Origin of the sequence: Pseudomonas sp. 8O (genome assembly GCF_902506495.1) — a bacterium.
GTDB lineage: Bacteria > Pseudomonadota > Gammaproteobacteria > Pseudomonadales > Pseudomonadaceae > Aquipseudomonas > Aquipseudomonas chaetocerotis.
In genome coordinates this window covers 39,949-62,967 of record NZ_LR733263.1, presented here as the reverse complement: position 1 = coordinate 62,967, position 23,019 = coordinate 39,949, and the positions used below count along the sequence as shown (strand labels likewise).

The window sequence follows — 23,019 nt, the reverse complement described above, 5'->3', positions numbered from 1 at the left end:
GGCTAAAGCCCCTCCCAGGGTCACGGTGGGTATTGTGGGAGGGGCTTTAGCCGCGATGCTCCTCCCAGAGTTTCACGGCCCAGGCGGCTCCGTCCCCTGATGCGCCTTAGAACTTCTCCCCACGCAGCACTTCCACCTGCGCCAGGTAGCAGACCATGGCGAAGTGGTCGTAGTAGCGCGCCTGCAGATGCTCGGCGATGCGCTCGGCCAATTCGCGGTTGCAGATGATTTCCAGGCGGATGTTGCCTTCGGTGTCCCAGCCGGCGCTGCGCACGCCACGGTGGCCGCGGCCACGGGCGTCGGAGATGGTCCAGCCGGGTGCGCCGAGCGCTTCCAGATCGGCCAGTAGGCGCTTCTCCAACGCCGCCTCGCAGATCACGGTGAGCAGGGTGCGGCTATGTGCGTTCATCTCAGAACCCCCAGGCGATCAGTCGTTCGGCCAGCGCCAGGTAGAGCGGAATGCCGATCAGGATATTGAATGGGAAGGTGATGCCCAGCGAGGCGGTCAGCGACAGCGATGGGTTGGCCTCGGGCAAGGCCAGGCGCATGGCCGCCGGCACCGCGATATAGGACGCCGAGGCCGCGAGCGTGGCAAGCATCGCCGTGCCACCCAGGCTCAGGCCCATGAAGCGCGCCAGCAAGGCGCCGATCAACGCACCGAGCAGCGGCATCAGCAGGGCGAAGGCCGCCAGGCGCACACCGAACTGCTTCAGCGCACCGAGCTGGCCGGAGGCGATCAGGCCCATCTCCAGCAGAAAGAACGCCAGCACCGGCTTGAACATGCTGGTGTACAGCGGCTCCAGCGGCTTGATCGCCTCCTTGCCGGCGATCGCGCCGATCACCAGGCCGCCGAGCAGCAGCATGATGCTCTTGCCCAGGAAGATCTCGCGGCCCAGTTCGCCCCAGTGCGTCTCGCGCGAAATGCCCTTGGCCAGGACGATACCGACCAGGATCGCTGGAATCTCCAGGATGGCCACGAACAGCGGCATGTAACTCTCGAACTCGATGCCCTTGGCCAGCATGTAGGCCACCACCACGGCGAAGGTACCGGCGCTGACCGAACCGTAGTGCGCCGCCACCGCCGCAGCATTGACGCGGTCGAAGCGCAGGCCGCGCAACAGGACAAACGCCAGGATCGGCAGCAGCATGCCGAGCGCCAGTACCAGCGCCGACTGACCGAGCAGCTGCAGGCTGGCCTGCTGTGCCAGCTCCACACCGCCGTGCAGACCGATGGCCAGCAAGAGAATGATCGACAGCGTCTCGTACAGCGCCGCCGGCAACTTCAGCTCACTCTTGAGCAGGCCGGCGACCAGGCCGAAGACGAAAAACAGCACCACCGGATCCAGACCCACCTCAGTTCACCTCCCCTGCTTCTCAGGGTGCGCTGTGCACGCCTGCCACTGTTCACCACCCGCCCCGGTGCGCACGGCGCACCCCACCCGGACGGCCACGTACACGCAAAGGAAAGGGCCATACCCCGGCACAAGGCGGTGCTGATCGCCCTGCTTTGCCTCGCCACGAAGGCGAAACGCCGGGGCATGGCCGAAAAGCTTAGCCGACATGCCCGGCTGCCCCCGCGCTGGCGAGTCGCACAAACGCCGTTAGCATTTTGCGCGGGGCCGCCGAGGGGTGAAGCACATGGATGTGCCGTGCAAAAAAAGGGAGCCTCGCGGCCCCCGGGACAAACCTGCGCCGTGGCGCTGAATAAAAAAGGAGCCCGGGTTACGCCCCGTCAAACTTGCCCATCCAACAGGCCGGGCTCCATAGAGGTTAACCTTCGATTTCCACCAGTACTTCGCCCGGATTGACGCGGTCGCCCTTGGCCACGTGAACGGCCTTGACGGTACCGGCAATCGGCGCCTGCACTTCGGTTTCCATCTTCATTGCTTCGGTGATCAGCACCGCCTGACCAGCCTTGACCGTGTCACCTTCCTTGACCAGCACATCGACGATGTTGCCCGGCATGGTGGTGGACACGTCGCCCGGTGCACCGGCCTGCTTGCGCTTGCCAGCGGCGCCTGCGACGTATTCATTGAGCGCCTCGAACACCACTTCTTCCGGCATGCCGTCGATGGACAGGTAGAAGTGGCGCTTGCCGTCGCCCTTGACGCCCACACCGGTGATGTCCACGCGGTAGCTTTCGCCATGCACGTCGACCACGAACTCGGTCGGCACGCCTTCGCCACCCACCGGCGCGGCCTTGCCCTGACCGTTCGGCATGGGCAGCAGTTCTTCCGGCTTGAGGGTGCCGGCCGCGCGCTCTTCGAGGAACTTGCGCCCGATATCGGGGAACATGGCGAAGGTCAGCACGTCCTCTTCGGACTTGGCCAGGCTGCCGATCTCTTCACGCAGGCGCGCCAACTCGGGCTTGAGCAGGTCGGCCGGGCGTACGTCAATCACTTCTTCGCTGCCGATGGCCTGCTTGCGCAGTTGCTCGTCGACCTTGCCCGGCGCCTTGCCGTAGCGGCCCTGCAGGTACAGCTTCACCTCGTTGGTGATGGTCTTGTAGCGCTCGCCGGCCAGCACGTTGAAGAACGCCTGGGTGCCGACAATCTGCGAGGTCGGCGTAACCAACGGTGGGAAGCCGAGGTCGGCACGCACGCGCGGAATCTCTTCCAGCACTTCGTTCATGCGGTTCAGCGCGCCCTGTTCCTTGAGCTGGTTGGCCAGGTTGGAAATCATCCCGCCCGGCACCTGATTGACCTGCACGCGGGTATCAACGCCGGTGAACTCGCTCTCGAACTGGTGGTACTTCTTGCGCACTGCATGGAAGTACATGCCGATCTCCTGGATCAGCTCCAGATCGAGGCCGGTGTCGAACTCGCTGCCCTTGAGCGCGGCGACCATCGACTCGGTACCCGGATGGCTGGTGCCCCAGGCCAGGCTGGAGATAGCGGTGTCGATATGGTCGGCACCCGCTTCGATGGCCTTGAGCTGGCACATCGAACCGAGACCGGCCGTATCGTGGCTATGGATGAATACCGGCAGGTCGACTTCGCTCTTCAGTGCCTTGACCAGCGCAAAGGTGGCGTAAGGCGTGAGCAGGCCGGCCATGTCCTTGATCGCGATGGAGTCGATACCCATCGCCTGCATGGCCTTGGCCTGGGCGACGAAGGCCTCGGTGGTGTGCACCGGGCTGGTGGTATAGGCGATGGTGCCCTGGGCGTGCTTGCCGGCAGCCTTCACTGCCTCGATGGCCACGCGCAGGTTACGCACGTCGTTCATCGCGTCGAAGATGCGGAACACGTCGATGCCATTGACCGCCGCCTTGGCCACGAAGGCCTTGACCACATCATCGCTGTAGTGGCGGTAGCCAAGCAGATTCTGCCCGCGCAGAAGCATCTGCAGGCGGGTGTTGGGCAGCGCCGCCTTGAGCTGGCGCAGGCGCTCCCACGGGTCTTCCTTGAGAAAGCGCACGCACGAGTCGAAGGTGGCGCCACCCCAGACTTCCAGCGACCAGTAGCCGACGCGGTCGAGCTTGTCGCAGATCGGCAGCATGTCTTCGGTGCGCATGCGCGTGGCCAGCAGCGACTGGTGGGCATCGCGCAGGACGGTATCGGTAACGGTGATCTTCTTGCTCATGATGTCCCCTACAGGCCCGCGTGGGCAGCGATGGCGGTGGCGATGGCGATGGCCAGGTGCGACGGGTTGCGCTTGATCGAGTACTGGGTCAGTTCTGGGTGGCTTTCGACGAAGCTGGTGTTGAACTGGCCGCTACGGAATTCCGGATTACGCAGAATTTCCTGGTAATAGGGCGCGGTGGTGCGCACGCCCTGCACGCGCATGTCGTCCAGCGCGCGCAGGCCACGGTCCATTGCCTCTTCCCAGGTCAGCGCCCAGACGATCAGCTTCAGGCACATCGAGTCGTAATAGGGCGGAATGGTGTAGCCGGTGTAGATCGCCGTGTCGGTGCGCACGCCGGGGCCGCCGGGCGCGTAGTAACGGGTGATCTTGCCGAACGAGGGCAGGAAGTTGTTCTTCGGGTCCTCGGCATTGATGCGGAACTGCAGGGCATATCCACGGTGGATGATGTCTTCCTGCTTGACCGACAGTGGCTGGCCGCTGGCGATGCGGATCTGCTCGCGGACGATATCGATGCCGGTGATTTCCTCGGTGATGGTGTGCTCCACCTGCACCCGGGTGTTCATCTCCATGAAGTACACCTCGCCTTCGGCGAGCAGGAACTCCACGGTGCCGGCGTTCTCGTACCCAACGGCCTGCGCAGCGCGCACAGCCAGGTCGCCGATATAGGCACGCTGCTCGGGGGTAAGCTGCGGGCTGGGGGCGATTTCGATGAGCTTCTGGTTACGACGCTGGATCGAGCAATCGCGCTCGTACAGGTGCACGGTGTTACCGAAGCTGTCGGCGAGGATCTGCGCTTCGATGTGTTTGGGATTGACGATGCACTTTTCCAGGAAGACTTCCGCACTGCCGAAGGCCTTGGTCGCCTCGGAGATGACCCGCGGGTAGGCCTGCTCCAGCTCCTCGCGGCTGTTGCAGCGACGAATACCGCGACCGCCACCACCGGAGGTGGCCTTGAGCATCACCGGATAACCGATGCGCTCGGCTTCACGCAGGGCTTCAGCCAGGTCGGCAACGTTGCCTTCAGTACCGGGTGTGACCGGTACACCGGCCTTGATCATGCTGCGGCGCGCTTCGGTCTTGTCGCCCATGCGGCGGATGACTTCCGCGCTCGGCCCTATGAATTTGATGCCACGCTCGGCGCAGATCTCTGCAAGTTCGGCATTTTCGGAAAGAAAGCCGTAACCGGGATGCAGCGCGTCGCAACCGGTTTCCACGGCCAGATTGACCAGCTTGCGCGGGTTCAGATAGCCGGCCAGCGGATCTTCGCCAATGCTGTGCGCCTCGTCGGCACGCTTGACGTGCAGGGCATGACGGTCCGCATCGGAGTAGATCGCTACCGAGCGGATGCCCATCTCGGCGCAGGCCCGCACGATGCGGACGGCAATCTCACCACGGTTGGCGATCAGTATTTTTCTTATCACGATCCAATCCTCAGCGCAGAGCTGCAAGGGCCGCTGCAACAGTTGGTTGCAAACGTGGTGAAACCCTATCCGGCTATACGAATTAACAAAAATGAATAATTATTTGATCGAGCATAAGTAATTACTTATGCATTGACCGAACGAGGACGAAACCGTGCGTAAAACCCTGCTGCGCATGACCTTGCGCCAGCTCCAGGTGTTCCGTGCCGTGTGCGAACACGGCTCCTACAGCCGCGCAGCCGAGGAGATGTCACTGACCCAGCCCGCCGTCAGCCTGCAGATTCGTCAGCTGGAGGAGCTGGTGGGCCAGCCGTTGTTCGAATACGTGGGCAAGAAGCTCTACCTGACCGAAGCCGCCGAGGCACTCAAACGCGCCAGCAGCGATATTTTCGGCCGCCTGGAAAGCCTCGACATGCAGCTGTCCGACCTGCAGGGCTCGCTGCAGGGGCAGCTCAATCTGTGCGTGGAATCCAGCGCGAAATATTTCATTCCCCACCTGTTCGCCGAATTTCGCCGCCAATACCCGGAAGTCAGCCTCAACCTAACGGTGGTCAACCACGCGCTGGTGGTGCGTCGCCTGACCCAGAGCCGCGACGACCTGATGATCATGAGCCAGGTGCCACAGGACATGGCGCTGGACTTCATGCCCTTCCTCAACAACCCAATCATTGCCGTGGCGCCGCCGGATCATCCCCTGTGCGAGGCGGACAGCCTGCAGTTGCACGACCTCACGCCCTACCCGCTGCTGATTCGCGAAAGCGGCTCGGGGACCCGCCGCGCCTGTGAGGAGTACTGCCATCAGAAACGTGCGCACTTCCCGAGCACCCTGGAAATCGGTTCGCTGGAATCGCAGCGCGAAGCGGTGCTGGCCGGTCTCGGCATCGCCCTGCTGCCGCGCCACGCTGTGCGCCTGGAATTGCAGCATGGCCTGCTGCGCGAACTGCCGGTGGCCGAACTGCCGCTGCAGCGCAGCTGGTGCGTGGTGAATATCCGTGGCAGGCGCCTGTCGCCAGTGGCGCAGGCCTTCGTCGACTTCATCCGCACCGAGCGCGCGCAAATCGTCAAACTGGCCGAACGCTTCCAGCCCAGCCACGCAGGATCGGGCAAGAATCTCGCAGGATCGGCCTAACCCTTCTTAACTGGCATACGGGACATTGGCAGCCTGGGATCGCTCCACCAAAACCTGCCTGGGAGAAATCAATGCTGTCGGGAATCAGCGCCCTGCTCGGCGCCCTTCGCGCGCTCGAACGCGACAACGGCCAGGCCGTGCTCGCCACCGTGGTCAAGGTCGAAGGCTCAGCCTATCGCCGCCCCGGCGCGCGCATGCTGATCCCGCTCTACGGCGGCACCGTGGGCACCATCAGCGGCGGCTGCCTGGAGTCCGAGGTGGCGAAGAAGGCCTGGTGGCTGACCGATGGCGGCGAAGCCGTAATCCGTCGCTACAGCACCGCCACCCAGGACGACGATGACGATCAGGACGCCGCACTGACCTTCGGCCTCGGCTGCAACGGCACCGTGCATGTGCTGCTCGAGCGCCACAGCGCGGAAAAGCCGCTGGCCGTGCTCGAACTGCTGCGCCAGGTGCGTGAGAGCGGCCAGGGGGGGGCGGTCGCCACGGTGATCTGCAGTTATCGCAACGCCCGTGTGCGTGTGGGTGAGCGCCTGTTGCTGCATCCATCGCTCAGCGACAACGGCCGCCTGCTCGATCCCGCGCTCGACGCCGAGGTTCGCGCCGATCTGCAACGAACCCTGACCGATGGCCGATCCTCACTGCGCAGCTACCGTGATGCGCGTGGCGAGATCGAGGTGTTCTGCGAATACCTGGCACCGCAGCGACGCCTGGTGATCTTCGGCGCCGGGCATGATGCACAGCCCCTGACGCATATGGCCAAGCTGCTGGACTGGCACGTCACCGTGGTCGATGGCCGCGCCCATTTCGCCCGCGCAGAGCGCTTTCCCGACGCCGATGCTGTACTGCAGGTCGATGCCCGGCCGCCCTACGATCTGCACACGCTCACCGACGGCGCCATGGTGGCGATCATGAGTCACAGCTACAGCCAGGATCGTCATTGGCTAGGCAGCGTGCTACAGGGCGCACCGGCTTACATCGGCCAATTGGGGCCGCGCGACCGTACCGAACGCCTGCTGGACGAGATTCGCCAGCACAGCGAACAACTACCGGCGCTGGAACGGCTGCACTATCCCATCGGCCTGGATATCGGCGGCGATACGCCGGAAAGCGTGGCCACGGCGATTCTCGCCGAGATGACCGCCGCCATTAACCTGCGCACAGGCGGCATGCTCAAGCACCGCCAGGCGGCAATCCACACGCCAACGCCGCTGGACTGCAGCGATATCGAGCCAGCGACCATACTGACCGCCTCCTGAGCAAAGCTCCGGATTGCATCCGGGCTACGGCCTGACACAGCACCTCTGTGAGAGCGACACTCCGCTTCAGCCGCAATCAACTGCAAGAGCTCGCCGCTGAAGCGCCTCCTACACAGAGCGGCACCGTCTACCGTCCGACACAGCCCCCCCGTAGGAGCGGCTTCAGCCGCGATCAATACTCAAAAAGCTCGCCGCTGCGACTGCACGGAAGCAGGAGGTAGAGGAAGCAGGATGCCAGAGTTGTGGGAGGGGCTTTAGCCGCGACCGGCTGAAACAAAAACGCCCGGGCAATTGCCCGGGCGTCGTGTCTACCGTACCAGACCTCAGGCCTTGATCTGCGCCGGGAACGGCAGCTTGCGCAGACGCACGCCAGTGGCCGCGAACAGGGCGTTGGCCAACGCGGGCGCCAGCGGCGGCACGCCCGGCTCACCGACACCGGTCGGATTCGCCGCCGACGGTACGATATGCACCTCGACCTTGGGCATTTCGTTCAGGCGCAACACCTGGAAGTCGTGGAAGTTCGATTGCTCGACCCGCCCTTCCTTCAAGGTGATCGCGCTGTGCCGGGCCGCCGCCAGGGCGAAGCCGATACCGCCCTCCATCTGCGCCTTGATCACATCCGGGTTGATGGCGATGCCGCAGTCCACGGCGCACACCACGCGATCCAGGCGGTAGCTACCATCGGCCTTCACCGTGACTTCGGCCACCTGCGCCACGAAAGAACCGAATGACTCGTGCACGGCAATGCCACGCCCGCGTTTCTCGCCCTCGGCACCCGCCGCCAGCGGCTTGTCCCAGCCGGCTTGTTTGGCGGCCAGCTCCAGCGCACCGCGATGACGCGGATGACTTTCCAGCAATGCATGGCGGAAGGCGTAAGGGTCCTGGCCTGCAGCGACGGCGGCCTCGTCGATCATGGTTTCGGCGACGTAACCGGTGTGGGTATGACCGACCGAACGCCACCAGAGCACCGGCACCTTGATATTGGTCGGCGTGCTCAGCTCCACCTGCAGGTTGGGCACCGCGTAGGACAGGTTGGAGATCCCCTCCACCGAGGTGTGGTCGATCCCATCCTTGACCAGGAACGGCTCCATCGAGGTGCCGGCGATGATCGACTGGCCGACGATACGGTTATGCCAGGCCTGCAGCTTGCCGGCCTCATCCAGGCCGATGCGCACGCGGTGCAGGTACAACGGCCGGAAGGAACCGCCACGGGTATCGTCCTCGCGCGTCCAGACCATTTTCACCGGCGCATCCACGCCCTTGTCGCGCGCGGCCTTGGTGATTGCCACCGCTTCCAGCAGGTAATCCGACACCGAACTGGCGCGACGACCGAAACTGCCGCCAGCGTACAGTTGGGTCAGTGAAACCTGCTCGGGCGTCAGGCCCAGATAACTGCTGATGATGGCCTGGTCGACGGTCTGGAACTGCTCGCCGTTCCAGATTTCGCAGCGGTCACTGGACAGCTTCACCAAGCAGTTCATCGGTTCCATCGCCGCATGGGCAAGATAAGGAAACTCGTAGTCGGCCTCGACGGTTTTTGCCGCCTGGGCCAACGCCGCATCGGCGTCGCCCTTGCTCGCTGCCGGTAGGCCTGGCTTGCTGGCGCTGTCGCGGTACTGCGCGAAAATCTCCTCGCTGCCCAGAGTGAAGGCCTGGCTCTCGTCCCACTCGATTACCAGCGCATCGCGGCCCTGCCGCGCTGCCCAGGTGTTCTTCGCCAACACGGCGACACCGGAGCGACCGTGGGGCAGATCGCGAAACTCCACCACCTCGACCACATCGCGCACGGCCTTGGCCTTGCTGCTGTCGACCGAGCGCGGTACGCCGCCGAAACGCGGCGGGTAGGCAACCATGGCCACCAGCATGCCGGGCAGCTTGAAGTCCTGGGTGAAGATGGCGCTGCCATCGGTCTTGCCCGGGCTGTCCTTGCGGCGCAGCTCGACCTTGCCGATCAGTTTGAAATCCTTGGGCTGCTTGAGCTGCACCTGCTCCGGTACCGGCAGTGACGCCGCCGCCTCGACCAGCTCACCGAAGCCGGCGCTGCGGCCTGAGCCGGCGTGACTGACCACACCCTGGCTGACGCTGATTTCACTGGCCGGCACGCCCCAGCGCTGCGCGGCCGCAGCCACCAGCATGGCCTTGGCCGTCGCACCGGCGTTACGCATCTGCTCCCAGGAGTTGGCCATGGCAGTGCTGCCGCCCGTGCCCTGCATCGGGCCGAAGGCGAGGTTGTTGTAGCGCTTCACATCGGCCGGCGCGCCTTCGACACGTACCTTGTCCCAGTCGGCATCCAGCTCTTCGGCGAGCAAGGTGGCCAGGCCGGTGTAGCTGCCCTGGCCCATTTCCAGGTGTTTGGCCAGCACGGTCACCGTGCCGTCGAGGTCGATACGGACGAAGGCGTTCGGCTCCAGCGGGCCGCCTGCCGCCAGCGCGTCCATACCGCGGATCAGCGGCGCGAAGAAGATGCCCAGCGCCAGGCCACCAGCACCCTGGAGCAGGGTGCGACGGCTGACATTGAGGATGCCGCGAGTGGCGCTATCGGGGGTTTCGATCTTGCCCATGTCTATACGCCTCCTCAGGCCAGTTTGCCGGCAGCTTCGTGAATGGCGGCACGAATCCGCACATAGGTGGCGCAGCGACAGATGTTGCTGCTCATGGCCGCATCGATATCGGCATCGCTCGGCGTCTTGTTGCTGCTCAGCAGCGCTGTCGCTGCCATGATCTGCCCGGACTGGCAGTAGCCGCACTGCACCACGTCCAGTTGCCGCCAGGCTTCCTGCACCACCTTGCCCACGGCGTCTTCGCCGACCGCTTCGATGGTGCTGATGCGCTTGCCGACCACCGCCGATACCGGGGTGACGCAGGAGCGGGTCGGCTGGCCTTCGACGTTCACCGTGCAGGCGCCGCACAGGGCCATGCCACAGCCGTACTTGGTGCCTGTGAGATTGGCGACGTCGCGCAATGCCCAGAGCAGCGGCATGTCAGCGGCCACATCCAGCTCGTGGTCCTTGCCATTGAGATTCAGGGTAATCATGGTCTGCCCACCTTGTTCTGATGGTGTCTGATGGTTCCGGCATAGCGTGCCGGTGGTCACGGTCAACCCCGCACACAGGGGCCAGACAATCACTGTAGAGGGCGCAAAACCTGCTGTCGCCGCCTGCCGCAGAGATCGGCAGAACCGGGCAATAAGTTCGTAGAATCAGGCAAGATCACTGCCCTGCCCGCAGGCAGGGCAGCAAGAAAGTCAGGCGGCGCGGCGCGAATCAGGTTCGGCGTGCTGGAGGTAGCTGGCGGAAACCAGCTCGGGGAAGTCGGCAAGCTCGCGTTGCAGCTGGCACTGCTCGGCGTAGTGCTCGATGGCCCGGCGATAGGCCATGCGGCGCTGGTCTTGCAGTTTGCGCCGGGTCTTGGCGTCAGGTTGGTCGTGCAGTTGCGCGTCATCGAAGATACGAGGCATCTCGGTTCTCCCGGAACGAGGACTGGAGGCCTCAGCTTGTTCCGCGAAGATGACGCTTTGACGGCGAGAGGATGAACAGGCGGTGAACCCGTTCTCTCAATCCTCGGTGTTGCGCAGCGATTTCGGCGACAGGCGCAAGCTGCGCAGGCTGCGCTTGACGCTCTTGAGGTGGTTGACCAGGCTCGGCCCGCGCGCCATGGCCACGCCCATGGCCAGCACGTCGATCACCACCAGGTGGGCGATACGCGAAGTCAGCGGAGTGTAGATCTCGGTATCTTCCTGCACGTCAATCGCCAGGTTGACGGTCGACAGCTCTGCCAGCGGCGTCTGGCTCGGGCACAGGGTGATCAGGCTGGCGCCAGACTCACGCACCAGGTTGGCGGTGATCAGCAGGTCCTTGGAACGGCCGGACTGGGAAATGCACACCGCCACGTCGCCCGGCTGCAGGGTCACCGCACTCATCGCCTGCATGTGCGGGTCGGAATAGGCCGCAGCGTTGAGCAGCAGGCGGAAGAATTTGTGCTGGGCATCGGCCGCCACCGCGCCGGACGCACCGAAGCCATAGAACTCCACGCGCTGCGCCTTCGAGCAGGCGGCGATGGCGCGCTGCAACGCCTCGGGGTCGAGCTTCTCGCGCACTTCCATCAGCGTATGCAGGGTGGTGTCGAAGATCTTCAGACTGAAGTCGGCGACCGAGTCATCCTCATGAATCGCGAACTGGCCGAAGCTGGCCCCGGCGGCCAGGCTCTGCGCCAGCTTCAGCTTGAGGTCCTGGAAGCCGCTGCAACCGATGGCACGGCAAAAACGCACGATGGTCGGCTCGCTGATGCCGACGCTATGCGCCAACTCAGCCATGGAGCTGTGCATCACTGATGCAGGATCGAGCAAGACGTGATCGGCCACCTTGAGCTCGGACTTGCGCAGCAGGTGGCGCGACTGGGCGATGTGTTGCAACAGATTCACTGAGATAGGCTCTATGCAGAAAAGGGTCTACTGCGGGACTCGGCGAGTCATGGCTCGGTTATGATCGGCGGCCGGCGGTTGTAGTGACCTTGTAGTTATACTACATAGCTCGCGCCCGCGCACAGCCAAGCGGCTGCCAATTCGCTGAACGAACTTTCCGGCAGAGGGGCGCACCCGATCTTTTCACTGCCTCTTTGCTGCAAACGCAGGTAGCGTGCAACGGCCTGCCACAACGAGTCGGAGTCTTCCCTTGAGCATCCCCTGCGACATGCTGGTCTTCGGTGGTACGGGCGACCTGGCCCTGCACAAGCTGCTGCCAGCGCTCTATCACCTGCACCGCGAAGGACGCCTGCACGCCGATGTACGCATCCTCGCCCTGGCCCGCAGCAGCCACAGCCGCGAAGCCTACCAGGCGCTGGCCGAGCGTCACTGCCGCGCTCAGGTGGCGCGCGCCGATTTTGCCAACGAGACCTGGGCCAGCTTCGCCGCACGCCTCGACTACTTCGCCATGGACGCTGCGCAGAGCGCCGACTTCGGCCGCCTGGCCAAACGCCTGGGGCGTGATGACGAGCGCGTACGGGTCTACTACCTGGCCACCGCACCGAGCCTGTTCGAAGCCATCGCTGCGCACCTGGCCAACGCCGGCCTGGCGGGTCCGGCGGCGCGTATCGTGCTGGAAAAACCCATTGGCCACTCGCTGGAATCGGCGCGTGCGATCAACGCCGCCATCGGCGCCGTGTTCGACGAAGCGCGGGTGTTTCGCATCGATCACTACCTGGGCAAGGAAACCGTGCAGAACCTGATGGCGCTGCGCTTCGCCAACGCCCTGTTCGAGCCGGTATGGCGCGCCGGGCATATCGATCACGTACAGATCAGCGTGTGCGAAACCCTTGGCGTGGAAAATCGCGGCAGCTACTACGATCAAGCCGGCGCCATGCGCGACATGATCCAGAATCACCTGCTGCAACTGCTCTGCCTGGTGGCCATGGAAGCGCCGGTACGCTTCGACGCCGAAGCCGTGCGCAACGAAAAGGTGAAGATCCTCGAAGCACTGAAACCCATCTCCGGGCTCGACGTGCAGGACAAGACCGTGCGCGGCCAGTACACCGCCGGCAAGATCGGCGGCCATGACGTGCCCGCCTACTACTTCGAGAAGAACGTCGACAATGACAGCGACACCGAAACCTTCGTCGCCGTGCAGGTCGAGATCGACAACTGGCGCTGGGCTGGCGTGCCCTTCTACCTGCGCACCGGCAAACGCCTGGCGAAGAAGGCCTCGGAAATTCTCATCCAGTTCAAGCCGGTGCCGCACCGCCTGTTCCACGAAGGCGAAGCCAACCAGTTGCTGATCCGCCTGCAGCCGGAAGAGCGCATCAGCCTGCAACTGATGGCCAAGAATCCCGGCAAGGGCATGCACCTCAAACCGGTGGAGCTGGATCTCAACCTGGCCAACGCCTTCAACCAGCAACGTCGCTGGGACGCCTACGAGCGCCTGCTGCTCGATGTGATCGACGGTGATTCGACGCTGTTCATGCGCCGCGATGAAGTGGAGGCGGCCTGGCAGTGGGTCGATCCGATCCTGCAGGGCTGGCACCAGCACTACCAGAGCCCGCGCCCCTACCCGGCCGGCAGTGACGGGCCGGAGCAACTGCAACACCTACTCGAGCGTCACGGCCGGCACTGGGCCTGAAGGCGTAGCCCGGATGCAATCCGGGGGCTTTCAGCACCGCCGCGGATTTCATCCGGGCGACTGGCTTGCGGCTTGTCGCCTGAGGCTGCCTTGGTGCAGCAACACCATCGCCAGCACCAGTACGCCCAGCGCTCCGGCGCCTAGGAACAATCCTTCGTACCCCAGTGCCTTGGCCAGTACCCCGCTGCTGGCCCCGACGAAGCCGGACAGCAGCACCTGCGCCGAGGCCTGCAGGGTGAAGTCGGCGCCTTCGTGTTCGGGGCGGCACATACGCATCATGGCGGCGAACAGGGCGACGGTGGACATGCCGTCGGCCACCTGCTCGAACAGAGTCACGGCGTAGACCAGCCCGGTATTGGCGCCCTGTCCCACCAGTAAGGCCAAGGCGGCCATGCCAATGGCCTGCAGGGCGCCGAACAGGATCAGCGCACGCAGCACGCCGATACGGGCGTAGAGCAGGCCGCCTATCACCGCGCCGCCGATGCCGGCCAGGCTGCTGATCAACGTCAGTTGGCCGAGCGCCCCGGTGCTCCAGCCCTGATCCACCAGCATCGGCTTGATCATCGGCGAGCCGAGCGAGTCGCCCAATTTGAAGGTCAGCACCACCGCCAGCCACAGCAGCATGCCGGGCTGCGCCAGCAGGCCGCGATAGTGGTTCAGCAGCAGACGCGGGCCGAGGGCGGTTTCGGCCAGGGCTGGCTGGAAGGGCAACACGCGGCGCTCGGGGAACAGCCAGATCGGCACGGTCATCAGCAGGATCAGGCCGGCCAGCAGGCCAAGCGCCAGGTTCCAGCCCAGCGGGTCGATCACCAGCAGCAGGCCACTGCCACTGACGATCATGCCGACCTTGTAGCCTCCGACCTGCAGGCTGTTGCCCAGGCCGCGCCAGCGCTCGGGTAGCAAGCGCACGGTGAGGCCATCAGTGGCGATGTCCTGGGTCGATGCCAGCAGGTTGATCAGTAGCAGCAAGCCGAGCAACAACCACAGGCCGGAGCCGAACAGCGTCTGCGGGGCGAGCAGCGCCAACGCCGCGACACAGGCGATGACGCCGCTTTGCAGCGGCAGTATCCAGCCACGGTGATGTCCCAGCCGGGGTGATGCCAGGCGGTCGACCCAGGGCGCCCAGCACACCTTGAGCAACCAGGGCAGCGCCAGCAGCTTGAGCAGGCCGATCAGCGCCAGATCGACGCCATGCTGGCGCAGCAACACCGGCAGCGAGTGGGCGATCAGCCCGGAAGGAAGACCCTGCGCGCAGTACAGCGAGGCCAGCAGCACCAGCGTGGCGTTGGACGGGCGAGGTGCGGTTGGCGACATGGCGGGCGCTCGCGGCAAAAACGCAAGCCTAGTGGTTGGCGCCGGTCAGCGGCAATGCGAGGGTGGTTACAGTTCGTAGCCGGGTTCGTCGCGGCTGAAGCCCCTCCCACGGGGCAGGACGTTCGATTGGTTGTAGCCCGGATGCAATCCGGGGCCGTTGCTATCGCTCCCGGATTGCATCCGGGCTACGTGGAAAAGTTCACGACGCCAAAGGCCCTATAGGCTATCCAGGCACTCGGTCAGGCCGTTTGCCAGGTTTTCCAGCAGTTGCTCGTAACCGGTGGCATTCACCGGCAAGGTACCGCCCAGCGCATCCAGTTCCGCCAGCTTGACCGGCAAGCCGGCGCTGAGTGTTTCGGCCAGGCGCGGACGCAGCGGCGGTTCGCTGAACACGCAGCTCGGGCCAGCCTCTTGCAGCGTCTTGCGCATGGCAGCGACATGGCGCGCGCCGGGCTGTACTTCGGTCAACACGCTGAATACGCCGGCGTGCTTGAGGCCGTAGGCAGCCTCGAAATAGTCGAAGGCCTCGTGGAAGACGAAGTACGGCTTGCCCTGCAAGGCAGCCAATTGCGGACGAATACGGCTATCGAGCGCATCCAGGCGCGCTTCGAAGGCTTGCAGGTTGGCGGCGTAACGCGCGGCGTTGGCGGCATCCAGCTGAGCCAGGTCGGCCGCCATGCGCGCGGCGATCACCCGGGCGTTGTCAGCGGCCAGCCAAAGGTGTGCATCCAGGCTGCCCGGACGGTGATCATGGTCATGACCCAGGTCGTCACCGGCATGTTCGTGCGCGTGATCATGATCATCGTGGCCATTTTCATGCTCTTCGTGATCTTCTCCGAAGTGACGCAGGGTCATGCCGGGCAGATCCTGCACAGCCACCTGCGGCTTGTCACGGCTGTCCAGCACGCGCGGCAGAAAACTCTCCATGTCCGGGCCAATCCAGTACAGCAGGTCGGCATCACGCACTCGCCGTACGTCGGATGGGCGCAATGCATAGTGATGCGGTGAAGCACCAGGCGGCAGCAGCACCTCGGGCTCACCAATACCGTCCTGCACCGCCGCAGCGATCAGTTGCAGCGGTTTGATACTGGTCAGCACACGCACTTCGGCCTGGGCATTGGCGACGAAAAACAGGGTAAAGAGACAGAAAAGACGCAACACGGGGCATACTCGGATGGAAATGAACGGGTAATATAATAACGTCTCTTATCAGCGCCGTCCTTGCCCATGACCGACACACCTCTGGCTGCACGCCCTCACGACCACTCCCGCTGCGTCAGCCATGCACTGGCCGAGGCCGAAGCCATCTGCACCCGCCAGGGCCTGCGCCTGACCGCCCTGCGCAAACGTGTACTCGAACTGGTGTGGGCTAGCCACAAGCCGCTCGGCGCCTATGACATTCTCGGCGTGCTGAGTGACGAAGACGGTCGCCGCGCAGCGCCGCCCACCGTCTACCGCGCGCTGGACTTCCTTCTGGAAAACGGTCTGGTGCACCGCATCGCCTCACTCAACGCCTTCGTCGGTTGCAGCCATCCCGAGCATGCGCATCAGGGCCAGTTTCTGATCTGCCGCGCGTGCCATGCGGCGACCGAACTGGAGCAGCCAGCGATCAGCCAGGCCATCGTCGACGGCGCGGCCGGCGTCGGTTTCGTCGTCGAAAACCAGACCGTGGAAGTGGTCGGCCTCTGCGCAGGCTGCAAGGGCGCGGCATGAGCGATGCGCTGATACAGCTCGACGGAGTCGCTGTCAGCTTCAACGGCCAGCCTGTGCTGGATGACGTGCAACTGAGCGTGCAGCCCGGCGAAATCGTCACCCTGATCGGCCCCAACGGCGCCGGCAAGACCACCCTGGTGCGCGTCGTGCTCGGCCTGCTACAGCCCGACCGTGGCAACGTGCGCCGGGCGCCACGCCTGCGCATCGGCTACATGCCACAAAAACTCCACGTCGACGCCACCCTGCCGCTGTCGGTGCTGCGTTTCCTGCGCCTGGTGCCGGGAGTGGATCGCAAACGCGCGCTGGAGGCACTGGCCGAGGTGGGCGCCGAACAGGTGATCGACAGTCCGTTGCAGAGCATTTCCGGTGGCGAGATGCAGCGCGTGCTGCTGGCCCGTGCCCTGCTGCGCGAGCCGCAACTGCTGGTACTCGACGAGCCGGTGCAGGGCGTCGACGTGGCCGGCCAGGCCGAGCTGTACCGGCTGATCTCGCGGCTGCGCGAGCGCCATGGCTGCGGCGTGCTGATGGTCTCGCACGACCTGCACCTGGTGATGAGCGCCACCGACCAGGTGGTCTGCCTCAACCGCCATGTGTGCTGCTCGGGACACCCGGAGCAGGTCAGTGGCGACCCGGCCTTCATCGAGCTGTTCGGCCAGGATGCCAAGAGCCTGGCCGTCTACCACCACCATCATGACCACGCTCACGACCTGCATGGCGGCGTGGTTCAGCCAGGCCTGACCATCCACGGCCCGGCGCACGTTCACGGCCCTGGTTGCAAACACTGATGCCCGACTTCCTCCTCAACGCTCTGCTCGCCGGCCTTACCCTGGCCCTGGTGGCCGGCCCGCTCGGCTCCTTCGTGGTGTGGCGGCGCATGGCCTATTTTGGCGACACCCTGTCCCATGCCGCCCTGCTTGGCGTGGCATTGGGGCTGATGCTCGACGTCAGCCCGACCCTGACGGTAACGGTCGGCTGCGTGCTGCTCGCGGTGCTGCTGGTCACCCTGCAACAGCGCCAGCCGCTGGCCTCCGACACGCTGCTCGGCATCCTCGCCCACAGCACCCTGTCGCTGGGCCTGGTGGCGCTGAGCTTCATGCATGACGTGCGCATCGACCTGATGAGCTACCTGTTCGGCGACCTGCTCGCCGTCAGCCCCACCGACCTGGCCTGGATCATCGGTGGCAGCGCGCTGGTGCTGGCGCTGCTGGCCTGGCTATGGCGACCACTGCTGGCGATCACCGTGCACGAGGAACTGGCGCGGGTCGAAGGTCTGCCGGTGGCGGCGATTCGCCTGGCGCTGATGCTGCTGATCGCCGTGGTGATCGCCGTGGCGATGAAGATCGTCGGCGTATTGCTGATCACCTCGCTGCTGATCATCCCCGCCGCCGCCGCCCAGCGCCACGCCCGCACACCGGAACAGATGGCCGTGGGCGCCAGCCTGCTCGGCCTGCTCGCAGTGTGCTGCGGCCTGGCGCTGTCCTGGTATCAGGACACGCCGGCCGGGCCCTCCATCGTGGTCAGCGCTGCTGCGCTGTTTCTGGCCAGCTTTGCGCTGCCCAAGCGCAACACATGATGACGCGCTCTGCGTAGCCCGGATGCAATCCGGGAATGCTCCAGCACGTTTTCCCCGGATTGCATCCGGGCTACGGCGCGACCGATCGAGATGAAATCAGCGGTACGAACCTGTATGATTGCGCGTTTTTTGCACAATTCGAGACGCGTAATTATGAAGTCGTTCGCTTTTCGTGGTCTTCCGCTTTTTCTGGTTCTACTTCTGGCCGGTTGCCAGAGCAACCAGCAGCACAGTCTCCCGCCGGTCGACGATCTGGTCGTCGCCTTCCGTCAGCTCGACCTGAGCCTGGCCGAAGAACGTCTCGATGACGCGCGCAGCCAGCTCAGCACGCTGCAGCAACGCGCCAGCGGCGACACGCGCCTGGAGCAGTATCAGCGCCAGCTGGCCGAGGCCTATATGGAGCAGGGCCGCGAAGCGCTGCAGCAGGGCGATCTGGACCGCGCCGCGCAGGCGCTGGGCCAGGCCCGCAACCTGATGCCACAGGCGCCAGCCCTGAGTCACGACCTCAACCAGGCCATCGCCAGCGCCCGCACGGCGCGCCAAGCGGCTGCCGAGCAACAGGCGCGCGATGCCGCCGCCAAGCTCGATGCCGAGCGCCAGGAACAACTGCGCCAGCAGCGCCTGGCCAGCGAACGCCAGGCCGCAGCGAGCGTCGCAGCCATACCTGCCAGCCAGCCGACGCCCGTGGTAGAGAGCAAGCCGACAGCACGCCTGATCGATCCGAGCGCGGCCACCAGCATCGTGGCCATGCCTATGCTGGACAGCCAGGACAACGAAAACCTGCGCCGCCTGCTCGACAGCGTGGCCGCCGATGTAGTGACCTTTCGCTGCGCCGTGCGCATCGAAGTACGCGAGGCCAAGGATTATCCCTGGGTTGCGGCGCTGCTCTCGGCACGCATCAAGAAACTCGACCCGGGCTTTCGTCCGCAGCTGAGCCAGAAGATCGCCCCGCAGCAGATACCGCGCCTGCTGTTGAGCCCAAAGCGCAACTGATACAGGTCGCTTATCGGTAATGCCATTTTGTAATAACCATAGGCCAACAAAGATTTTCTCGGCCTAAACACCGCCGGGTAAACTAGCGCCCTTTTGCGCCTACCCGGCGCCAACGGCCGCTTCAGCAATCCCGAAATCCGGCCCTGAACACACCCAAAAGGTCGTTCGCGTGATTCAGTTTCAATCCGTCCACAAAGCCTACCGCGTCGCCGGTCGCGAGATTCCGGCACTGCAGCCCACCACGCTGCAGGTCGGCAGCGGCCAGGTGTTCGGCATCATCGGCCACTCCGGTGCCGGCAAAAGCACACTGCTGCGCCTGATCAACCGCCTGGAGGAACCCTCGGGTGGGCGCATCGAGATCGACGGTGTCGACGTCACCGCCCTCGATGCGGGTGGCCTGCGCCGTTTCCGCCAGCAGGTCGGGATGATCTTCCAGCACTTCAACCTGCTGTCGTCGAAGACCGTGGCCGACAACATCGCCATGCCGTTGCGTCTGGCCGGCGAGCTGAGCGGCGCCGAGATTCACGCCCGCGTCTCCGAGCTGCTGGCCCGCGTTGGCCTGCAGGATCACGCCAACAAATATCCGGCGCAGCTCTCCGGTGGGCAGAAGCAGCGCGTCGGCATCGCCCGCGCACTGAGCACCCGGCCGAAGATCCTGCTGTGCGATGAGGCGACCAGCGCCCTCGATCCGCAGACCACCACCGCCGTGCTGCAGCTGCTGGCCGAGATCAACCGCGAACTGGGACTGACCATCGTGCTGATCACCCACGAGATGGACGTGATCCGCCGCGTCTGCGACCGCGTGGCGGTGATGGATGCCGGTGTCATCGTCGAGGAAGGCCCGGTGGCCGAGGTGTTCCTGCACCCGCAGCACCCGACCACGCGGCGCTTCGTGCAGGAGTCCGAGCACGTCGACGAGGACGAGCAGCGCGACGACTTTGCCCATGTCGAGGGCCGCATCCTGCGCCTGACCTTCCAGGGCGAAGCCACCTACGCACCGCTGCTGGGCACCGTGGCCCGCGAAACCGGGGTGGACTACAGCATCCTCGCCGGGCGCATCGACCGCATCAAGGACACCCCCTACGGCCAGCTCACCCTGGCCCTGACCGGTGGCGACATCGACGCCGCGCTGGCGCGCTTCGAAGCCGCCGACGTGCATCTGGAGGTACTGCGCTGATGCTCGAACAACTGCTGCCCAACGTATTCTGGCCGGAAATCTGGCAGGCCAGCCTCGACACCCTGAACATGCTGCTCGGCTCGATGCTGTTCACCGTGCTGCTCGGCCTGCCGCTCGGCGTGCTGCTTTTCCTCACCGGCCCACGTCAGCTGTTCGAGCAGAAGGCCCTTTACGGCGCGCTGTCGCTGGTGGTGAACATCCTGCGTTCGGTGCCCTTCGTCATCCTCTTGATCCTGATGATCCCCTTCACCGAGCTGCTGGTCGGTACCTCGCTGGGTGTGGCCGGCGCCATTCCGCCGCTGGTGGTGGGCGCCACGCCGTTCTTCGCGCGCCTGGTGGAAACCGCCCTGCGCGAAGTCGAGCGCGGCATCATCGAAGCGACTCAGGCCATGGGCGCCACCACCTGGCAGATCATCACCCGCGCGCTGCTGCCCGAGGCGTTGCCCGGTCTGCTCGCGGCCACCACCGTCACCGCGATTACCCTGGTGTCCTACACCGCCATGAGCGGCCTGATCGGCGGCGGTGGTCTAGGCGACCTGGCCGTGCGCTACGGCTACCAACGCTACCAACCGGACGTGATGGCCGTGACCGTGATCCTGCTGCTGATTCTGGTGCAGGTGCTGCAGATGGTCGGTGATCGCCTGGTCGTACATTTTTCTCGCAAGTGATTATGAAAAGCGGCGACTCGCCACCCGCGAGACCCGCGCCAACCTTCCCAAAAGGAACCTTGAAATGAAGAAACTGCTGACTGCCCTGGCCGCCTGCGCGGCCTTCTCGGCCCAGGCCGAAACCCTCAACGTCGCCGCCACCCCGGTGCCGCACGCGGAGATCCTCGAGTTCGTCAAACCGGCCCTGGCCAAAGAAGGCGTGGAGCTGAAGGTGCGCGTGTTCACCGACTACGTGCAGCCCAACCTGCAGGTGCAGCAGAAGAACCTCGACGCCAACTTCTTCCAGCACCAGCCGTACCTGGACGAGTTCAATGCCAGCCGCAAGACCGATCTGGTCAGCGTTGCCGGTGTGCACGTCGAGCCCTTCGGCGCGTACTCGAGCAAGATCAAGGACCTCAGCGAGCTGCCGCAGGGCGCCACCGTGGCCATCCCCAACGACGCCACCAATGGCGGCCGCGCCCTGCTGCTGCTGCAGAAAGCCGGTGTGATCACGCTCAAACCGGAAGCCGGCATCCTCGCCACGCCGAAGGACATCGTCGAGAACCCGAAGGCGATCAAGGTGCGTGAACTGGAAGCGGCCACCCTGCCGCGCGTGCTGAGCCAGGTCGACCTCGCCCTGATCAACACCAACTACGCCCTGGAAGCCAAGCTGAACCCGACCCAGGATGCCCTGGCCATTGAAGGCAGCGACTCGCCGTACGTCAACATCCTGGTGACCCGCGCCGACAACAAGGACAGCGACGCCGTACAGAAGCTGGTCAAAGCCCTGCACAGCGCCGAGGTGAAGCAGTTCATCGAAGAGAAGTACAAAGGCGCCGTTGTCCCGGCGTTCTGATCGCCGCTGAAAGCCTCGCCTTACCCGATGCCGCGCCGCTGCAAAGCTGCGCGGCATTTTCATGTGCGGCATGCATCGGCGGGCACTCGGCGATCCGTAGGGTGCGCCGTGCGCACCAGGGCGCAACGCGGTAACCGCCCCGGATTGCATCCGGGCTACGATCATCCGAAATCGTCGGTGCGCACGGCGCACCCTACTCGGCTCTGGTTTTTTCCGGACGCGTCCAGATGAACAGTGCGCCGCAACTCATGCCGGCAGCGGCGAACAGCACGGAAGGCAGGTGATCGACGGTCAGCAGCAGGATGATCAGCGCTAGCAGCATGCTGCCACTCGCCACCCACTTGATACGCCGGGCGATCAGGCCGCCGTTCTTCCAGTCGCGCAGCAGCGGGCCGAACACCCGATGATTCTCCAGCCACGCGGCCAGACGCGGCGAACTGCGCGACGCTGCCCAGGCCGCCAACAGCACGAACTCGGTCGTGGGCAGGCCCGGCAGTATTACCCCGAGCATGGCCATGCCGATGCTCAGGTAGGCCAACAGCAGCCATAGCCAACGCTGCCAGGCCGAACGCGCCAGCGTGATTTCAGGCAAAGCAGCGTTCCAGGTGGACGGTGAAACGCTCGAAGGCCGCGATGGCCGCTACCTCGGCCAGACGCTCCTGCTCGGCATCCAGTTCGACGCTGTCGAGCACGGCGGTAAACGCCTTCCAACCCTGCGCGCGACCACCTTCCGGCTCACCCAGATGACGCGCGCCAAAGGTCTCGCTCAGGCCCAGCGCCGGCATGCGCTTGAGCAGGAAAGCGGCGCCCAGCTTGGAGCCTTCGGAAACGAACAGCCAGGCCAGCGCTTCGCCGGTGCCCATGACCTTGTTGCGGATGGCGTCATCGCCCTCTGGCAGTGCGCGCTGCAGATCGGCCAGGTCCAGCACGGCCTGCTCGACACGGCAGCGCTGCGGCAGATCAGGCACCAGCCTGATCAGCTGCGGGTCGTTATAGAGATTTTCCAGATCACGCTGGAACAGATATTGGGCGGCCACGAAGTGAGAAAACCGCTCCGGGCTCCCGAACGGATCATGGCTCTTGACCAGATTGTCGAGGTGACTGTGCGGCTCGTGGGTAATCTGGTTCAGGCGCTGCGAACGCAGCGGATGGGACAGTTGCGAAGAGGCGGTCATGGAAAGCTCGCTGATGACTGGCATGAAGTAAGGCAGCCCGTCCCCTGCACCGCTCGATGAAGCGTGC

Annotated in this window: 22 protein-coding genes; 10 read left to right on the top strand and 12 right to left on the bottom strand. The window is 64.7% G+C overall.

Annotated features, from left to right (window positions below; translation table 11 throughout):
* Nucleotides 1–106: 106 nt before the first annotated feature.
* The 4 genes from GV002_RS00290 to GV002_RS00275 form a co-directional block, all read right to left on the bottom strand.
* Nucleotides 107–409, bottom strand: coding sequence for a P-II family nitrogen regulator (locus GV002_RS00290; protein ID WP_116620385.1), 303 nt, complete (start codon nucleotides 407–409; stop codon nucleotides 107–109).
* Nucleotide 410: 1 nt separating this feature from the next.
* Nucleotides 411–1,352, bottom strand: a complete 942-nt coding sequence (locus tag GV002_RS00285; protein ID WP_160016530.1) for a sodium-dependent bicarbonate transport family permease — start codon at nucleotides 1,350–1,352, stop codon at nucleotides 411–413.
* A gap of 418 nt (nucleotides 1,353–1,770) precedes the next feature.
* The gene (gene oadA / locus GV002_RS00280) at nucleotides 1,771–3,582 is read right to left on the bottom strand and encodes a sodium-extruding oxaloacetate decarboxylase subunit alpha (RefSeq protein ID WP_160016529.1); all 1,812 of its coding nucleotides are present in this window, start codon (nucleotides 3,580–3,582) and stop codon (nucleotides 1,771–1,773) included.
* An 8-nt stretch (nucleotides 3,583–3,590) separates the two neighbouring features.
* Complete coding sequence (locus GV002_RS00275) at nucleotides 3,591–5,006, bottom strand: acetyl-CoA carboxylase biotin carboxylase subunit (RefSeq protein ID WP_160016528.1); 1,416 nt, start codon at nucleotides 5,004–5,006, stop codon at nucleotides 3,591–3,593.
* Between the two features lie 169 nt (nucleotides 5,007–5,175).
* Here GV002_RS00275 and GV002_RS00270 point away from each other — a divergent pair, with 169 nt between their 5' ends.
* Together GV002_RS00270 and GV002_RS00265 are read left to right on the top strand one after the other, a co-directional pair.
* A complete protein-coding gene (locus GV002_RS00270) occupies nucleotides 5,176–6,135 on the top strand; it encodes a LysR family transcriptional regulator (protein WP_218580332.1) in 960 nt (319 codons plus the stop codon).
* 71 nt (nucleotides 6,136–6,206) lie between these two features.
* Nucleotides 6,207–7,394, top strand: coding sequence for an XdhC family protein (locus GV002_RS00265; protein WP_160016526.1), 1,188 nt, complete (start codon nucleotides 6,207–6,209; stop codon nucleotides 7,392–7,394).
* Nucleotides 7,395–7,717: 323 nt separating this feature from the next.
* On the opposite strand, the gene GV002_RS00260 is transcribed toward GV002_RS00265, so the two are convergent.
* The 4 genes from GV002_RS00260 to hexR all read right to left on the bottom strand — a co-directional run bounded on the left by GV002_RS00260 (nucleotide 7,718) and on the right by hexR (nucleotide 11,814).
* Complete coding sequence (locus GV002_RS00260; RefSeq protein ID WP_160016525.1) at nucleotides 7,718–9,955, bottom strand: xanthine dehydrogenase family protein molybdopterin-binding subunit; 2,238 nt, start codon at nucleotides 9,953–9,955, stop codon at nucleotides 7,718–7,720.
* Nucleotides 9,956–9,969: 14 nt separating this feature from the next.
* Nucleotides 9,970–10,428: a (2Fe-2S)-binding protein gene (locus tag GV002_RS00255; protein ID WP_160016524.1), complete on the bottom strand. Its 459-nt coding sequence runs from the start codon at nucleotides 10,426–10,428 to the stop codon at nucleotides 9,970–9,972.
* A 210-nt stretch (nucleotides 10,429–10,638) separates the two neighbouring features.
* Nucleotides 10,639–10,851, bottom strand: a complete 213-nt coding sequence (locus GV002_RS00250; RefSeq protein WP_045733480.1) for a PA3496 family putative envelope integrity protein — start codon at nucleotides 10,849–10,851, stop codon at nucleotides 10,639–10,641.
* Between the two features lie 96 nt (nucleotides 10,852–10,947).
* The gene (gene hexR, locus GV002_RS00245; protein ID WP_017676165.1) at nucleotides 10,948–11,814 is read right to left on the bottom strand and encodes a transcriptional regulator HexR; all 867 of its coding nucleotides are present in this window, start codon (nucleotides 11,812–11,814) and stop codon (nucleotides 10,948–10,950) included.
* A 268-nt stretch (nucleotides 11,815–12,082) separates the two neighbouring features.
* Here hexR and zwf point away from each other — a divergent pair, with 268 nt between their 5' ends.
* Entirely contained in the window at nucleotides 12,083–13,504 is a 1,422-nt protein-coding gene (gene zwf / locus GV002_RS00240) for a glucose-6-phosphate dehydrogenase (protein ID WP_218580331.1), read from the top strand.
* Between the two features lie 48 nt (nucleotides 13,505–13,552).
* Here zwf and GV002_RS00235 read toward each other — a convergent pair whose 3' ends face one another.
* Together GV002_RS00235 and znuA are read right to left on the bottom strand one after the other, a co-directional pair.
* Complete coding sequence (locus GV002_RS00235) at nucleotides 13,553–14,818, bottom strand: MFS transporter (protein ID WP_160016522.1); 1,266 nt, start codon at nucleotides 14,816–14,818, stop codon at nucleotides 13,553–13,555.
* Between the two features lie 216 nt (nucleotides 14,819–15,034).
* Complete coding sequence (znuA, locus tag GV002_RS00230; protein WP_160016521.1) at nucleotides 15,035–15,979, bottom strand: zinc ABC transporter substrate-binding protein ZnuA; 945 nt, start codon at nucleotides 15,977–15,979, stop codon at nucleotides 15,035–15,037.
* A 66-nt stretch (nucleotides 15,980–16,045) separates the two neighbouring features.
* Here znuA and zur point away from each other — a divergent pair, with 66 nt between their 5' ends.
* The 7 genes from zur (at nucleotide 16,046) to GV002_RS00195 (ending at nucleotide 21,777) form a co-directional block, all read left to right on the top strand.
* Nucleotides 16,046–16,531, top strand: a complete 486-nt coding sequence (zur, locus tag GV002_RS00225; RefSeq protein WP_160016520.1) for a zinc uptake transcriptional repressor Zur — start codon at nucleotides 16,046–16,048, stop codon at nucleotides 16,529–16,531.
* The gene (znuC, locus tag GV002_RS00220; protein WP_160016519.1) at nucleotides 16,528–17,316 is read left to right on the top strand and encodes a zinc ABC transporter ATP-binding protein ZnuC; all 789 of its coding nucleotides are present in this window, start codon (nucleotides 16,528–16,530) and stop codon (nucleotides 17,314–17,316) included. The genes zur and znuC overlap by 4 nt, the downstream gene beginning before the upstream one ends.
* Nucleotides 17,316–18,104 carry a zinc ABC transporter permease subunit ZnuB gene (znuB, locus tag GV002_RS00215; RefSeq protein ID WP_160016518.1) on the top strand — a complete coding sequence of 263 codons (789 nt, stop codon included), beginning with the start codon at nucleotides 17,316–17,318 and terminating at the stop codon, nucleotides 18,102–18,104. The genes znuC and znuB overlap by 1 nt, the downstream gene beginning before the upstream one ends.
* 153 nt (nucleotides 18,105–18,257) lie before the next feature.
* Nucleotides 18,258–19,097, top strand: a complete 840-nt coding sequence (locus GV002_RS00210) for a PA5502 family lipoprotein (protein WP_160016517.1) — start codon at nucleotides 18,258–18,260, stop codon at nucleotides 19,095–19,097.
* A gap of 169 nt (nucleotides 19,098–19,266) precedes the next feature.
* Nucleotides 19,267–20,274: a methionine ABC transporter ATP-binding protein gene (locus tag GV002_RS00205; protein ID WP_160016516.1), complete on the top strand. Its 1,008-nt coding sequence runs from the start codon at nucleotides 19,267–19,269 to the stop codon at nucleotides 20,272–20,274.
* Entirely contained in the window at nucleotides 20,274–20,942 is a 669-nt protein-coding gene (locus tag GV002_RS00200; RefSeq protein WP_012020239.1) for a methionine ABC transporter permease, read from the top strand. The genes GV002_RS00205 and GV002_RS00200 overlap by 1 nt, the downstream gene beginning before the upstream one ends.
* Nucleotides 20,943–21,006: 64 nt before the next feature.
* Nucleotides 21,007–21,777: a MetQ/NlpA family ABC transporter substrate-binding protein gene (locus GV002_RS00195; RefSeq protein WP_160016515.1), complete on the top strand. Its 771-nt coding sequence runs from the start codon at nucleotides 21,007–21,009 to the stop codon at nucleotides 21,775–21,777.
* A 193-nt stretch (nucleotides 21,778–21,970) separates the two neighbouring features.
* Here GV002_RS00195 and GV002_RS00190 read toward each other — a convergent pair whose 3' ends face one another.
* A complete protein-coding gene (locus GV002_RS00190) occupies nucleotides 21,971–22,369 on the bottom strand; it encodes a YbaN family protein (protein ID WP_160016514.1) in 399 nt (132 codons plus the stop codon).
* On the bottom strand, nucleotides 22,362–22,952 hold the full coding sequence (locus GV002_RS00185; protein ID WP_160016513.1) for a biliverdin-producing heme oxygenase: 591 nt from the start codon (nucleotides 22,950–22,952) through the stop codon (nucleotides 22,362–22,364). Before GV002_RS00185 ends, GV002_RS00190 begins: the two co-directional genes overlap by 8 nt.
* Nucleotides 22,953–23,019 lie beyond the last annotated feature (67 nt).

Coding starts and splice junctions, on each gene's coding strand:
- GV002_RS00290 (WP_116620385.1), bottom strand. CDS start 409: ATGAACGCACATAGCCGCACCCTGCTCACCGTGATCTGCGAGGCGGCG.
- oadA (WP_160016529.1), bottom strand. CDS start 3,582: ATGAGCAAGAAGATCACCGTTACCGATACCGTCCTGCGCGATGCCCAC.
- GV002_RS00265 (WP_160016526.1), top strand. CDS start 6,207: ATGCTGTCGGGAATCAGCGCCCTGCTCGGCGCCCTTCGCGCGCTCGAA.
- GV002_RS00260 (WP_160016525.1), bottom strand. CDS start 9,955: ATGGGCAAGATCGAAACCCCCGATAGCGCCACTCGCGGCATCCTCAAT.
- GV002_RS00255 (WP_160016524.1), bottom strand. CDS start 10,428: ATGATTACCCTGAATCTCAATGGCAAGGACCACGAGCTGGATGTGGCC.
- GV002_RS00250 (WP_045733480.1), bottom strand. CDS start 10,851: ATGCCTCGTATCTTCGATGACGCGCAACTGCACGACCAACCTGACGCC.
- zwf (WP_218580331.1), top strand. CDS start 12,083: ATGCTGGTCTTCGGTGGTACGGGCGACCTGGCCCTGCACAAGCTGCTG.
- GV002_RS00235 (WP_160016522.1), bottom strand. CDS start 14,818: ATGTCGCCAACCGCACCTCGCCCGTCCAACGCCACGCTGGTGCTGCTG.
- zur (WP_160016520.1), top strand. CDS start 16,046: ATGACCGACACACCTCTGGCTGCACGCCCTCACGACCACTCCCGCTGC.
- znuC (WP_160016519.1), top strand. CDS start 16,528: ATGAGCGATGCGCTGATACAGCTCGACGGAGTCGCTGTCAGCTTCAAC.
- znuB (WP_160016518.1), top strand. CDS start 17,316: ATGCCCGACTTCCTCCTCAACGCTCTGCTCGCCGGCCTTACCCTGGCC.
- GV002_RS00210 (WP_160016517.1), top strand. CDS start 18,258: ATGAAGTCGTTCGCTTTTCGTGGTCTTCCGCTTTTTCTGGTTCTACTT.
- GV002_RS00200 (WP_012020239.1), top strand. CDS start 20,274: ATGCTCGAACAACTGCTGCCCAACGTATTCTGGCCGGAAATCTGGCAG.
- GV002_RS00195 (WP_160016515.1), top strand. CDS start 21,007: ATGAAGAAACTGCTGACTGCCCTGGCCGCCTGCGCGGCCTTCTCGGCC.
- GV002_RS00185 (WP_160016513.1), bottom strand. CDS start 22,952: ATGACCGCCTCTTCGCAACTGTCCCATCCGCTGCGTTCGCAGCGCCTG.